This is a genomic window from Mesorhizobium sp. M6A.T.Ce.TU.016.01.1.1, from assembly GCF_003997065.1.
GTDB lineage: Bacteria > Pseudomonadota > Alphaproteobacteria > Rhizobiales > Rhizobiaceae > Mesorhizobium > Mesorhizobium mediterraneum.
In genome coordinates, this window is sequence record NZ_RZTJ01000001.1 from 573204 (window position 1) to 585875 (window position 12672).

The 12672-nt window shown below is 63.1% G+C and carries 14 protein-coding genes; 7 read left to right on the forward strand and 7 right to left on the reverse strand.

Annotated features, from left to right (window positions below; genetic code table 11):
• Positions 1–53: 53 nt before the first annotated feature.
• On the reverse strand, positions 54–1217 hold the full coding sequence (locus EOC94_RS02915) for a M20 aminoacylase family protein (RefSeq protein WP_127205111.1): 1164 nt from the start codon (positions 1215–1217) through the stop codon (positions 54–56).
• Between the two features lie 224 nt (positions 1218–1441).
• On the opposite strand from EOC94_RS02915, the gene EOC94_RS02920 reads away from it, so the two are divergent.
• A complete protein-coding gene (locus EOC94_RS02920; protein ID WP_127288519.1) occupies positions 1442–2614 on the forward strand; it encodes a D-alanyl-D-alanine carboxypeptidase family protein in 1173 nt (390 codons plus the stop codon).
• A 4-nt stretch (positions 2615–2618) separates the two neighbouring features.
• A complete protein-coding gene (locus EOC94_RS02925) occupies positions 2619–3734 on the forward strand; it encodes a GTP-binding protein (protein ID WP_127288520.1) in 1116 nt (371 codons plus the stop codon).
• Positions 3735–3748: 14 nt separating this feature from the next.
• Here EOC94_RS02925 and EOC94_RS02930 read toward each other — a convergent pair whose 3' ends face one another.
• The 5 genes from EOC94_RS02930 to EOC94_RS02950 all read right to left on the reverse strand — a co-directional run bounded on the left by EOC94_RS02930 (position 3749) and on the right by EOC94_RS02950 (position 7722).
• Positions 3749–4039 carry a sulfurtransferase TusA family protein gene (locus EOC94_RS02930; RefSeq protein ID WP_095485920.1) on the reverse strand — a complete coding sequence of 97 codons (291 nt, stop codon included), beginning with the start codon at positions 4037–4039 and terminating at the stop codon, positions 3749–3751.
• Between the two features lie 11 nt (positions 4040–4050).
• Positions 4051–5379 carry a murein L,D-transpeptidase family protein gene (locus tag EOC94_RS02935; RefSeq protein WP_095485921.1) on the reverse strand — a complete coding sequence of 443 codons (1329 nt, stop codon included), beginning with the start codon at positions 5377–5379 and terminating at the stop codon, positions 4051–4053.
• Positions 5380–5577: 198 nt separating this feature from the next.
• Positions 5578–6528, reverse strand: coding sequence for an acetyl-CoA carboxylase carboxyltransferase subunit alpha (locus EOC94_RS02940; protein WP_095485922.1), 951 nt, complete (start codon positions 6526–6528; stop codon positions 5578–5580).
• Positions 6529–6627: 99 nt separating this feature from the next.
• The gene (locus tag EOC94_RS02945) at positions 6628–7545 is read right to left on the reverse strand and encodes a site-specific tyrosine recombinase XerD (RefSeq protein ID WP_095485923.1); all 918 of its coding nucleotides are present in this window, start codon (positions 7543–7545) and stop codon (positions 6628–6630) included.
• Positions 7546–7569: 24 nt separating this feature from the next.
• Positions 7570–7722, reverse strand: coding sequence for a histidine kinase (locus EOC94_RS02950; protein WP_095485924.1), 153 nt, complete (start codon positions 7720–7722; stop codon positions 7570–7572).
• A 147-nt stretch (positions 7723–7869) separates the two neighbouring features.
• Between EOC94_RS02950 and EOC94_RS02955 the strand changes: the two genes are divergently transcribed.
• The 4 genes from EOC94_RS02955 (at position 7870) to EOC94_RS02970 (ending at position 11426) form a co-directional block, all read left to right on the forward strand.
• Complete coding sequence (locus tag EOC94_RS02955; protein WP_127288521.1) at positions 7870–8475, forward strand: shikimate kinase; 606 nt, start codon at positions 7870–7872, stop codon at positions 8473–8475.
• Positions 8472–9650, forward strand: coding sequence for a 3-dehydroquinate synthase (gene aroB, locus EOC94_RS02960; protein ID WP_127288522.1), 1179 nt, complete (start codon positions 8472–8474; stop codon positions 9648–9650). The genes EOC94_RS02955 and aroB overlap by 4 nt, the downstream gene beginning before the upstream one ends.
• Positions 9647–10540 (forward strand): transporter associated domain-containing protein, encoded by an 894-nt coding sequence (locus EOC94_RS02965; RefSeq protein WP_127288523.1) that lies wholly within the window; start codon positions 9647–9649, stop codon positions 10538–10540. Before aroB ends, EOC94_RS02965 begins: the two co-directional genes overlap by 4 nt.
• A gap of 82 nt (positions 10541–10622) precedes the next feature.
• Entirely contained in the window at positions 10623–11426 is an 804-nt protein-coding gene (locus tag EOC94_RS02970; protein ID WP_127288524.1) for an alpha/beta hydrolase, read from the forward strand.
• A gap of 3 nt (positions 11427–11429) precedes the next feature.
• On the opposite strand, the gene EOC94_RS02975 is transcribed toward EOC94_RS02970, so the two are convergent.
• Positions 11430–11732, reverse strand: coding sequence for a BolA family protein (locus EOC94_RS02975; protein ID WP_127288525.1), 303 nt, complete (start codon positions 11730–11732; stop codon positions 11430–11432).
• 193 nt (positions 11733–11925) lie between these two features.
• On the opposite strand from EOC94_RS02975, the gene EOC94_RS02980 reads away from it, so the two are divergent.
• On the forward strand, positions 11926–12555 hold the full coding sequence (locus tag EOC94_RS02980) for a J domain-containing protein (RefSeq protein WP_095485929.1): 630 nt from the start codon (positions 11926–11928) through the stop codon (positions 12553–12555).
• The last annotated feature ends 117 nt before the right edge of the window (positions 12556–12672 follow it).

The window sequence follows — 12672 nt, forward strand, 5'->3', positions numbered from 1 at the left end:
CAAAATCGCAGCGCACCCTCAGGTCAAGCCGAGGACGGGCTCAGGCACATTCATCAGGCGGCCAGCGCCGTCTCCGCCAGCTTCACCCAATAGCTCATGCCGTGCGGGATGACCTCGTCGTTGAAGTCGTAGGCCGGGTTGTGCAGACCCGCGGTGTCGCCATTGCCGATGAAGATGAAGGCGCCCGGCCGCGCCTCCAGCATATAAGAGAAATCCTCGCCGCCCATCACCGGCTGGATGGCTCGGTGCACATGGGCGTCGCCGGCGATATCAGCCGCGACGTCACTGGCAAAGACCGTCTCTTCAGCATGGTTGAAGGTGACGGGATAATTGGCTTTGTAATCGACCTCGATCGTTGCGCCGAAGGCCGCGCCTACTCCCTCGCAGATGGCGCGCACGCGCTCTTCCGCCTTCCTGGCGACCTCCTTCTTCAGCGTGCGCACGGTGCCGGCGATCTCGGCGCTCTCGGGAATGATGTTGTAGGCGTCGCCGGCGTGGAATTTCGTTACCGATACCACGACAGCTTCGACCGGATCGGTGCTGCGCGAGGCGATCGTCTGCAGAGCACCGACGAGCTGGCTGGTGATGACGATCGGGTCGATCGTGCCGTGCGGCATCGCCGCATGCCCGCCCCGGCCCTTGACGGTGATGGTGAATTCGGCGGTGGCCGCCATGATCGGGCCCGGCTTGATGGCGAACTGGCCGACCGGCAGGCCCGGCATGTTGTGCATGCCGAACACCTTGGAGATGTCGAAGCGCTCCATCATCCCATCCTTGACCATCTCGTTGCCGCCGCCGCCGCCCTCTTCGGCGGGCTGGAAGATCACAGCAACGGAGCCGGCGAAATTGCGCGTCTCGGCAAGATATTTGGCAGCACCCAACAGCATCGCGGTGTGGCCGTCATGGCCGCAGGCGTGCATCTTGCCCGGAACGGTCGAGGCGTAGGATTTGCCGGTGATCTCATTGAGCGGCAGCGCGTCCATGTCGGCGCGCAGGCCGATGGTCGTACCTTCGCCCAGGCGGCCGCGGATGATGCCGACGACGCCTGTCTTGCCGAGCCCGGTCACCACGTCGTCGCAACCGAAGGCCTTCAGCTTCTCGGTGACGAAGGCGGCGGTCTTGAAGACGTCGAAATTCAGCTCTGGCGTCTGGTGCAAATGGCGGCGCCAGCCGGCGACCTCGTCTTGCATTTCGGCGGCGCGGTTCAGGATCGGCATGATGGTTCCATCTCGCTGTTGGAGCAGACGGGTTCTGCCTGCTGCTTTGCAATTGTGCCTACTGTTACAATTGTCATTCAGGCACTTTGCCATCTTGACGTCACATAGGGTAAATAGCACCGCAAGACTGGGATCCGGGTAGAGGGCCGGATCACTATGCTGGCGATCGCGTAACAATCTTACGGAGCCAGAGGCGACTGCGGCAAGAGGCGATTTCGGATTCCATGCGGTACAAGCATTTCCCTAGACTATTGCTGGCGGGCGCCGTGGCGCTTCCGGTGCTGGCCGGTCCGGCTCTCGCCAATCCGACGATCGTGTTCGACCTGGGGAATGGCAAGATCCTCCAGCATCAGGAGGCTTTCAAGCGCTGGTATCCTGCCTCGCTGACCAAGTTGATGACCGCCTATGTGGCATTTCGTGCGATTGCCGCGGGCGAGGTCCAGCTCGATTCGCCGATCAAGGTCACGAAACGTTCCGCCAGCGAGCCGCCGAGCAAAATGGGCTTCAAGCCGGGCTCGGTCATGCGGCTCGACAATGCGCTGAAGATGATGCTGGTCAAATCGGCCAATGACGTCGCCATGGCCGTCGGCGAGAACATTGGCGGTTCGCAAGCCGCTTTCGCCGAACGCATGAACACCGAGGCACGCCGGCTCGGCATGACCGGATCGCATTTCGTCAATCCGAACGGGCTCTTTTCGCCGGACCAGTATACGACGGCGCGCGACCTCGGTTTGCTGGTGATGGCGATCCGCACGGAATTCCCGCAATATGCCCCATGGTTCTCGATCGAGGGCCTCGCCGTCGGCAAGAAGCAGATCTCGAACTACAATCTTCTGATCGGCCGCTATCCGGGCGCCGACGGCATGAAGACGGGCTTCGTCTGCCCCTCGGGCTTCAACATGATTGGCTCGGCAACGCGAAACGGCCGCACGCTGGTCGCCGTCGTGCTTGGCGAACAGTCGACCATCACCCGCGCCGAGACCACGGCGAGACTGCTCGACCAGGGCTTCACGGCGCAAGAGCCGAACTGGGTCACGGTCGCGGCGCTGCCTGCCTATGGCGACACGACATCGGTCAATGACCTGCGTGACGAGCTTTGCAAGAAGAAGCCGGCTAAGGAGCAGTCGGAAGCTGCCGTCCCCGTCGGCGATAAGGATGCGCCAAAATCGCCCTATCGGGAAAAGCTCGACCATGTGCCGACATTGGTCGCCGTCGGCCTTGGCGGCGCCACCGGGCCGAAGCCGAAGGCGATGCTCGATACATCGGGCCGGGAATATGCCGACGTGCCGTTGCCGAGCTGGCGCCCCGACCTGCCGACGCCGCCCGGTGCCGAGCCCACAGTTATCGGTTCCGCCACGGCGGCCAAAGGCGGCCAGCCCGCCAAGGCCTTGAACTAGCCTGATGAGCAGCGGCTTCCCAATCCCTGTCTCGGTGCTGACCGGCTTTCTCGGCGCCGGCAAGACGACGCTGCTCAACCGGCTGCTCAGGGATCCAGCACTCGCCGATACCGCCGTCATCATCAACGAGTTCGGCGAGGTGGCAATCGACCATCTCCTGGTCGAACAGGCCTCCGACGGCATCATCCAGCTCTCCGACGGCTGTCTCTGCTGCACGGTGCGCGGTGAGCTGGTCGACACGCTGGCTGATCTCGTCGACCGGCTGCAGACCGGCCGTATCGCCCGGCTTGCCCGCGTCGTCATCGAAACCACCGGCCTCGCCGATCCGGCGCCGGTGCTGCAGTCGATCATGGCGCATCCGGCGCTGGTCCAGGCCTTTCGGCTCGACGGCGTCATCACGCTGGTCGACGCGGTCAACGCCAATGCGACGCTGGACGCCCATGTCGAGGCGGTGAAGCAGGTGGCCGTCGCCGACCGCATCGTGCTGACGAAAGCCGATCTGGTCACCGATCCGCGCGACGTCGAGACCTTGCGGGCCCGGCTGCGGCAGATCAATCCGGGTGCCGAACTGCTCGAGGCCGGTGACAAAAGGACCGATGTAGCGGCGCTGTTCGATTGCGGCCTCTACAACCCAGCCACCAAGTCCGCCGAGGTGCAACGCTGGCTCGGCGAGGAAGCCGCCCATGATCACCACCATGGCGACCATGACCACGACGACCATGGCCATGACCACGATAACGACCATCGGCACGATTCCCGCGTGCGCTCCTACTCGCTCGTTCATGACGGGCCGGTGCCGTTTTCGGCGATCGAGATGTTCCTCGACCTGTTGCGATCGGCGCATGGCGAGCGCCTGCTGCGCATGAAGGGCGTCATCGAGTTGCTGGAAGACCCGGCGCGGCCGCTGGTCGTCCACGGCGTGCAGAAGATCCTGCATCCGCCGGCGCGGCTGCCGTCCTGGCCGGACGGCCAACGCGGCACAAGGCTGGTGCTGATCACGCTCGACATGCCGGAGGACTATGTCCGCCGGCTGTTTGCCGCCTTCACCAACCGGCCGTCGATAGACACACCCGACCGCGCAGCGCTGGAAAACAACCCGCTGGCCATCGCCGGGCGTTGATTTTAACCTATTGGTTAACCACGATCTTTTCCGAAAACCGGATTCCACTTTTCGGGATCATGGTCTAGCGACTGCTCGCCGCGCTCGACTAGAAAGCGATGGGCGCCCGAAACCGCTGCCGTTTCGACCAAGCGATGGCCGGCATCGGTGCAGAAAGCAGGAATATCGATGACGGCCAGCGGGTCAGTGGTTTCCAGCCAGAGCCTGCTGCCCGGCCGCATCGCAGCCAGCCGCTTTTTTGCTTTCAGCACAGGCAGGGGGCAGTTCAGGCCCTTGAGGTCATAGACGGAAGTAGGCTTGGCCAAGCGCGAGAACCTCAGCCGCCGAACATGCCGAGCAGTTTGTTCTTCAGCTTTGTCACCCTGCTTTGATCGGCATTGGCCGCCTGCGTTTCGGCCGGGGCGGCAGCTTGGGGCGACGCGATTGTCGCGGTGGCGACAGGCGCTTCGGCCGCGGCCACGGCATCCCCCTCTTCGGCCAGCGAATTAATCTTGGCCGCTTCCGTTTCGGCCAGAGCCTGAGCCTTGGCCGCCTCTTTCTCGGCTTTGGCCGCCTCTATGGCGGCAAGCCTTTGCTCTTCGGCCTTCTGCTTGGCGGCTTTCTCCGCATCCAGCGCGGCCATCTTCCGGCCGGCCGGCGAATCGATGCGGCCCATGCGCGCCGTCTCTGTCACCGAGCCGTCGGCGTTGAACGACGGCGGCTCGATCGGCACGCGTTCGCCACGGGCGCGCTTTTTCGACCACTCGGAAACGATGCTGGCTTCCTTGATGCCGGCGATGGTTGGCTTGGGGGCCGGCACGCTGGCTTTGACCGCGCCGTTGAAAGCCGCTTCGTAGGTGCTCTGGTAGGCATTGAAGGCGCTCTTCAACGAATCCGGCTGCGTCGTCGTGGGGCAGGCGCCGGCCGGATCGAATGTCGCGCCGTCGGCCGCGACCTGGTTGAAGACGTAGCGCTTCTCGCAGACGTCGACCTTCGGCGGCACCTTGGTGATCTCGAAATTGTCGTAGCCGACCTTCAGCATCTTCCAGAATTCGTAGTTCGGATCCTTGCGATAACGCGCCATGTTGGCGGCGGTCATGCGGAACGGAAAGGCCTGGATCTGGAATTCGGTCTGCCCGCCCTGGAACGCATCGCGGCCGAAGGCGTAGATTTGCTCGATCTGCGCGTCGGTCATCGAATAGCAGCCCGACGACGAGCAGGCGCCATGGACCATCAGATGAGAACCGGTGCGGCCATTGGCGCGGTCGTAGGCGTTGGGATAGCCGATGTTGAAGGCAAGGTGGTAGCTCGACCGCGGATTCATCTGCGCCGGACGGACCGTATAGAAGCCTTCCGGCGCCTGGCGGTCGCCTTCGGTGAATTTGGGACCCAGCTTGCCCGACCATTTGCATATGTCGTAGCTGGCGACCAAGTCGTAGCGGCCGTTGGTCTTGGCCTTCCAGATTTCGAGCTTGCCCTCTTCCTTGAAGATGCGGGCCATCACCGGCGAGGTGCGGGTCATGCCCTTGGCCTTCATGCCGGCCAGGATCTTGTCGGGCAGCGGCTTGTTGGCCTGGGGGGCAAAATCCTTCATCGAAGAATCATTGCAGCCGGCGACCCCTATCGCGGCAATCAGAAGTCCGGTGCGGGCGAGCTTGGCAAACATGGGTATGGCTATGTCTTTTCTTTCGGACCGCAGGCATCAGCGCCGCCAGGCCCAACCCTAAGCCCGTTAACCTTGAAAATTCCTTACCGCAAGCGCCGGGCGCATCCCCTTACGGCAATTTGATTGAACCGAATGCCGCGGCATTTTTGTGGCGGACGTGCTCAATCTCGCCACATTGCGGCGCCGAACCTCGTCTTGCTAAAGGTTTCGCCCCATAGCCAGGTATTTCTCGCGGCGCTGCTCACGAAAATCGGTGTTGGCGCCGGAGAATTCCTTCATCGTCTTGGCGATGAGGTCGCCGGTGGCGGCGATGACCGCTTCCGGGCCACGATGGGCGCCGCCCAGCGGTTCGGGAATGATGGCGTCGATGATCTTCAGCTCCAGCAGATCCTGGGCGGTGATCTTCATATTGGTCGCTGCATCCTTCGAGCGGGTGGTGTCGCGCCACAGGATCGAAGCGGCGCCTTCCGGCGAGATCACCGAATAGATGGCGTGCTCGAGCATGTAGACCCGGTTGGCGGTGGCGATCGCGATGGCACCGCCCGAGCCGCCTTCGCCGATGACCACCGAGATCGACGGCACCTTCAGGCCGAGACAGGCCGATGTCGAGCGGGCAATGGCTTCCGCTTGGCCACGCTCCTCGGCGTTGACGCCGGGATAGGCGCCGGCCGTGTCGACCAGCGTCAGCAACGGGATGTTGAAACGGTCGGCGAGTTCCATCAGCCGCACCGCCTTGCGGTAGCCTTCCGGTCGCACCGAGCCGAAATTGTGCTTCAGCCGGCTGGCCGTGTCCGAACCTTTTTCCTGGCCGATGATCGCCACCGGCTCGCCACGAAAGCGGGCAAAGCCGCCGACGATCGCCTGATCCTCGCCGAAATTGCGGTCGCCGGCAAGCGGCGTGAAATCGTTGAACAGGCCTTTGATGTAGTCGATGCAATGCGGCCTGTCCGGATGGCGCGCCACCTGCACCTTCTGCCACGGGGTCAGCGCCTTGTAGGCGTCGCGCAGGGCGTCGCGCGAACGCTTCTCAAGACGGCTGATCTCATCGCCGACATCGACCGCCTCGCCATTCTCGGCGAGTTTCTTCAGCTCGAGGATCTTGCCCTCGAGATCGGCGACCGGCTTTTCGAAATCGAGGTAATTGTACATTCTTGAGCGGACCGATAGACCGGGAGGCAATGACTGGCGGAACCCAGGAAACAGAGGCTCCGGGCGATGGAACGTGGTCCTCACATAGCGATATGACGCCTAGTCGGCAAGCGGATGATGATCGTTGACCAGCCGCACCAGCCGCTCCTCCAGCACATGTGTGTAAATCTGCGTCGTTGAAATATCGGCATGGCCAAGCAACTGCTGCACGGCCCTGAGGTCGGCGCCGTTCTGCAGGAGATGGCTGGCGAAAGCATGGCGCAGCACATGCGGCGATATTTTCGCCGAGGCGATGCCGGCCCGCGCTGCAAGGCCCTTCAGGTCGCGGGCGAAGACCTGCCTGGAGAGATAGCCGCTGTCGCTTGCTGCCGGAAACAGGAACGGGCTATCTGCGAAAGCCGGCACCTTGGTCCGGGCAGAGAGCCAGGTCCGCATCGCCATGCGCGCCTTTGCCGACAGCGGCACCATTCGTTCCTTGTCGCCCTTGCCACGCACCATGAAGAAACGATCGTCGCGCAGCGCTACCGTCACCGGCAGGCCGACCAGTTCGGAAACGCGCAGGCCGGTGGCGTAGAGCACCTCGACCAGTGCATGCAGACGCAGCGCCGCCAGGCTGTCGCCGTCGTTCAGCGAGGCGTCAGCTGCCTCTTGCGCCGCACGGTCGATCAGCCGGCCGGTATCGGCCTCGCTCATCGTCTTCGGCAGCGGCCGGCCTTTCTTCGGGCTGTCCAGGGTTCCGGTCGGGTCGTCGCCGCGCAGGCCTTCAGCGTAAAGGAATTTAAAGAACTGGCGGATCGCCGACAGTTTGCGTGCCTGCGAGGTGGCGGCAAAACCGCGTGCGGCGATATCGTCGAGATAGGCGCGAATATCGGCGGCTGCGGCGCCCGCAAGCCCGCCGCCGATCTCGGCCGAAGCGTCTTCGAGGTCGCGGCGATAGCTGGAAAGCGTGTTTTCGGCTGCGCCCCGCTCGGCGCTCATCATTTCCAGAAAGGCTTCGATGCGGGCCGCGCTGTTCATTTCTTTGGGTCAGTTTTCCTAGGATCAGTTTTTCTTGGGATTGAGCTTTTCCGGAGGAATGCGCACGCTCATTTCGGCCTTTCTCGGCTCGACGAACATCGCCAGAGCGAACATCGCGCCATAGACAATGCCGGCCAGAATCGTGAGCGTCACGACAAAGCGGAACAGTGTCGGCATCAATTTTCGCCCGTCTTCTTGTTCTGCGTTTCCAAACCCTGTGCCCTTATGAGACGCCAATCCGGCCAATTCAAGGACGAAGCTCGGCGCGCGCCACGCTTGACGCAAACAGGCTTTTGATGTCGATACGCCGGCAACGAGGTCCGTATGAGCGCGCTACCAGCAAATCCTCCTGATGAGAGCCATGCCGAGCTGCTCAGCCGGCTGGGCAACCGTTCCATCGTCTTTGTCGGCCTCATGGGCGCCGGCAAGACAGCGATCGGCCGCAAGGTGGCGGGGACCCTGGGACTGCCTTTCATCGACAGCGATCAGGAGATCGAAAGCGTGTCGCGCATGAGTGTCCCGGAATTGTTCGAACGCTATGGCGAGACCGAGTTCCGGGCGCTGGAGCAGCGCGTCATCCTGCGCGTGCTGGAGCACGGCCCGCAGGTGCTGTCGACGGGCGGCGGCGCCTTCATGAGCGCGCAGACGCGGGAGGCGATCGCCGGCCATGGCCTGTCGGTATGGCTGAAGGCCGATATCAACCTCTTGATGGACCGCGTTTCCAAGAAGCAGAACCGGCCGCTCTTGAAAAGCGCCGATCCCCGCGCCGTGATCGAGCGGTTGATGGCCGAGCGCTATCCGGTCTACGCAGGCGCCGATGTCACCGTGCCGACCCGCGACGATCGCAAGGAGGTCATTGCGGCCGAGGTGGTGAGCGCGCTTTGCGGGTATTTCGGCGTTGCGGCCGCGACAGGCGAGGTGCGGTCGTGAGCGTCAATGCGACAGTCACCGTCGAAGTCGGGCTTGGCGATCGTGCCTATGACATTTTAATCGGCTCCGGCCTGCTTTCGCGCGCGGGCACCGAGATTTCGCGTCGCCTTCCAGGCACGCGCGCCGCGGTGGTCACCGACGACAATGTCGCCGCAGCACACCTCGAAACGTTGAAGGCCGGCCTCGAAAAGGGCGGCATTCAGCCTGCCGTCATCACGTTGCCGGCTGGGGAAAAGACCAAGAGTTTCGCGCATCTCGAGGAGGTGGTGGACGGCGTGCTGGCAGCCAGGCTTGAGCGCGGCGATGTCGTCATCGCGCTCGGCGGCGGTGTCATCGGCGACCTGGCCGGATTTGCCGCCGGCATCGTGCGCCGCGGCATGAACTTCGTGCAGATACCGACTTCGCTGCTCGCGCAGGTCGACTCTTCGGTCGGCGGCAAGACCGGCATCAACAGCGCGCGCGGCAAGAACCTCGTCGGCGTCTTCCATCAGCCGAAACTGGTGCTGGCCGATACCGAAGTGCTTGACACGCTGCCGATCCGGGAATTTAGGGCCGGTTATGCCGAACTCGCCAAATACGGGCTCATCGATCGCCCTGGCTTCTTCGCCTGGCTGGAGGAAAACTGGGGCAAAGTGTTTGCCGGCGGCCCGGAGCGGGCCGAAGCCATCGCCGAAGCCTGCCGCGCCAAGGCCGATGTCGTCGCCCGCGACGAGTTCGAGACCGGCGACCGCGCGTTGCTCAATCTCGGCCACACGTTCGGTCACGCGCTGGAGGCCGCCACCCGCTATGACAGCGCCCGTCTCGTCCACGGTGAGGGGGTCGCCATCGGCATGGCGCTGGCTTGTCGCTTTTCGTCACGCCTCAATCTGGCAAGTCCCGACGATGCGGCGCGCGTCGAGACGCATCTTCGCGCCGTCGGCCTGCCTTGGCGCATGGCCGATATTCCGGGCGAATTGCCTGATGCCGAGGCGCTGCTTGCGTTCATCACCCAGGACAAGAAGGTGTCGCGCGGCGCGCTGACCTTCATCCTGACGCGCGGCATCGGCCAGGCGTTCATCGCCAGGGACGTGCCGGCATCGGAGGTGCTGTCGTTTCTAAGGGAGAACCATCCGGGTCAGCAAAGCCGCCCGGGTCAGCAAAGCCGCCCGGGTCAGCAGAAAAGCCGCCCGGGATGAACGAGACCGGCTGGATTGTCGCTGCTGTCCTAGCCGGGCTCGGCCTGCTCGCTTTCGCCTTTCGCGCGCGCCTGCTCGCCGCCTTCGGCTATGAACTGCAGCGCATCGAGCCGCAGCATTCGAACCATGATGAATCGCGCGGCGCCGTCGATGATGTTCGGCGCAACGGCCAGGCGGTGCGCGAGGATCGCGGCCGCATCGGCCGCCTGTCCGATCTCGACGAGCTCGAAGTGTCCGATGTCATGGTCCACCGCACCAATATGCGCTCGGTCAACGCCGACAATCCGCCGGAAGCGGTGGTGCGCGAGATCCTGCAGAGCCCGCATACCCGCATGCCCTTGTGGAAGGGCTCACTCGACAACATCGTCGGCGTGCTGCATGCCAAGGACCTCCTGCGCGCGCTGAACGATGTCGGCAACGACTTTTCCCAGATTGACGTGATGAAGATCGCGACAAAACCGTGGTTCGTGCCCGACACCACGACGCTGCAGGAACAGCTCAACGCCTTCCTGCGTCGCAAGGCGCATTTCGCCATCGTCGTCGACGAGTATGGCGAGGTCGAGGGGCTGGTGACGCTGGAGGATATCATCGAGGAGATCGTCGGCGAGATCGCCGACGAGCACGATATCGACATTCAGGGCGTCAAGCAGGAAGCCGACGGCTCCGTCGTCGTCGACGGCACTGTGCCGATCCGCGACCTGAACCGGGCGCTCGACTGGGACTTGCCGGACGAGGAAGCCACCACCATTGCCGGTCTCGTCATCCACGAGACGCAATTGATCCCGGACGAGAAGCAGGCTTTCACCTTTCACGGCAAGCGCTTCGTCGTCATGAAGCGCGACAAGAACCGGATCGCAAGGCTGAGGATCAGGCCGGCCGGCGACATTTAGCTTCTTGTCCCGGCTAACCAATCCTTGACTGGACGCTCGCCGCGCTCGCGTGCACTTTCGACTGGGCTGTCTGGAGATGACGGTGATCGATCGGCGAACCCTGCTTTTGATGTCGATGGCTTTGCTGCCTGCCAGCGCTTCAGCGTCATCGCGCCGGCGCTCTCTTTCTCCGCAAACGTTCGACTACGGACCGGCCAAGCTCGACATCTACTCGCGCGATGGCGCAAGCGGCCTGCCTGTGGTCATTTTCATCCATGGCGGTGCCTGGCGGGCCGGCAACCGCACCAACGTCGACGTCAAGCCGGGCTTCCTGCTCGACAATGGCTTCTGCTTCGTCTCCATCGACTACCGGATGCTGCCCAAGGCCGATGTCGCCACCCAGGCCGACGACGTCGAGCAGGCATATCGCTACGTGCGCGCCAACATCGCCAGACACGGCGGCGATCCGAACCGGATAGCGGTCATGGGCCATTCGGCCGGCTGCCATCTCGCTGCGTTGACCGGGCTGCGCGGCGGTCTGCCCGGTGTTGCGGCGCTGGTACTGAACGATACCAGAGCCTATGATTTGGAGGCACTTGCGAGGAGCGGTGGCATGACACGGGCCTATGCCCGGGCCTTTCCCGATCCGGCGCAATGGCGCGCGCTGTCGCCAGCCTTCCACGTCGGGAGCCGCAAGCATCCGCCTGCCTTCGTCGCCTATTCGCGAGCAGCGGGTCGTGCGGCAGCCTCACAGGCCTTCGCCGAGCGCCTGCGGGCAACCGGAACGGAAGTCATTTTGTTCGACGGCAGCGCCTATTCGCACATGTCGATCAATCGCGATTTCGGCGACGAAGGCGATGCCTTGACCCGTGCGGTGATGATTTTCCTGAAGGCAGCGCTCGGCTGATGCCTACCACCTGGTCTTTTCGTCCGGCGCGGCCGGCTCGATCGCCAGCGCATGGACACCGGCCTTCAGCTCGTCGGCCAGCAATTCGTTGACCGCTCGGTGACGCTCGATGCGGCTCATGCTGGCAAAGGCCGAGGAGACGATGCGGACGCGGAAATGCGTCTCGCCGGTGCCGTCATAGGTGCCGTGATGGTCGGAGTCCTGATGGTGATGGCCGGCATGGAGATGGCTTTCGTTGATGATGACCAGCCGCTCCGGCGAGAACGCCTTCTTCAACTTGCCTTCCATCGTTGACTGTATGGACATTCGTACTTCCCTTCACCACATATGGCTGGCGCATGATCCCCGAAAATCGGTGCTCTTTGCGCGTCCAGGAGGACGCGCAATGCCGTCGCCGCGACAAAATTCGCCAATCGCCCGCTTTATGCCGCGATTCAGCGGTTAGGGCGATCATCGCGAAAATGTCAATTCTTGTTTCGCACCGGCGAACAGCCCATAAATGGGTGAGATGAAACCGTACCCCAAATATTTCGAGAAAATCCGCATCCGCCCGGAGAAGGATGCGGAGCTGAAGTCGCGCTCGCCGATCTGCCAGTGGGACGGTTGCAAGGAGGCCGGCACCCATCGCGCGCCGGTCGGGCGCATGAAGGAGGGCGAATATTTTCAGTTCTGCTTCGATCATGTGCGTGAGTACAACAAGGGCTTCAATTATTTCTCCGGCGTCCCCGACACCGAGATCGCCCGCTTCCAGAAGGAAGCGATGACCGGCCACCGGCCGACATGGAAGATGGGCGTCAACGGCGCCTCGACGCGCTCCTCGCCGGATTTCGCCCAGCAGCGTTCCGGCCGCGCCGGCTACTACAACCGCATGCGCGATCCGTTCGACCTGTTCAAAGGTCCGAAGGATCCGCGCGAGGTGCGCGAGCGCAAGGCCAAGCCGCTTGAGGCCAAGGCGCTGGAAACGCTTGGCCTTGATACAAAGGCGACTGGCAAGGATATCAAGGCGCGCTATAAGGAACTGGTGAAACGCCACCATCCGGATGCGAATGGCGGCGACAGAGGTTCGGAAGACCGGTTCCGCGATGTGCTCCAGGCATATCGCGTGCTCAAGCAGGCAGGATTGTGCTGAGCGACCTTACGGTTCGTGTCGTTTTCCAACTTTCATAAGGTTGGAAAAGGCTCTAAGACCGCCCCCGGACAAAATAGATTGCCGGCGAAATCAGGCGTTTCGCCCGTGGAGACGTTG

Excerpts from the sequence above, each read along its gene's own strand:
- EOC94_RS02940 (WP_095485922.1), bottom strand. The coding sequence starts at position 6,528 with ATGTACAATTACCTCGATTTCGAAAAGCCGGTCGCCGATCTCGAGGGC.
- EOC94_RS02955 (WP_127288521.1), top strand. The coding sequence starts at position 7,870 with ATGAGCGCGCTACCAGCAAATCCTCCTGATGAGAGCCATGCCGAGCTG.
- EOC94_RS02925 (WP_127288520.1), top strand. The coding sequence starts at position 2,619 with ATGAGCAGCGGCTTCCCAATCCCTGTCTCGGTGCTGACCGGCTTTCTC.
- EOC94_RS02935 (WP_095485921.1), bottom strand. The coding sequence starts at position 5,379 with ATGTTTGCCAAGCTCGCCCGCACCGGACTTCTGATTGCCGCGATAGGG.
- EOC94_RS02965 (WP_127288523.1), top strand. The coding sequence starts at position 9,647 with ATGAACGAGACCGGCTGGATTGTCGCTGCTGTCCTAGCCGGGCTCGGC.
- EOC94_RS02975 (WP_127288525.1), bottom strand. The coding sequence starts at position 11,732 with ATGTCCATACAGTCAACGATGGAAGGCAAGTTGAAGAAGGCGTTCTCG.
- EOC94_RS02920 (WP_127288519.1), top strand. The coding sequence starts at position 1,442 with ATGCGGTACAAGCATTTCCCTAGACTATTGCTGGCGGGCGCCGTGGCG.
- EOC94_RS02945 (WP_095485923.1), bottom strand. The coding sequence starts at position 7,545 with ATGAACAGCGCGGCCCGCATCGAAGCCTTTCTGGAAATGATGAGCGCC.
- EOC94_RS02980 (WP_095485929.1), top strand. The coding sequence starts at position 11,926 with ATGGGTGAGATGAAACCGTACCCCAAATATTTCGAGAAAATCCGCATC.
- EOC94_RS02950 (WP_095485924.1), bottom strand. The coding sequence starts at position 7,722 with ATGCCGACACTGTTCCGCTTTGTCGTGACGCTCACGATTCTGGCCGGC.
- EOC94_RS02915 (WP_127205111.1), bottom strand. The coding sequence starts at position 1,217 with ATGCCGATCCTGAACCGCGCCGCCGAAATGCAAGACGAGGTCGCCGGC.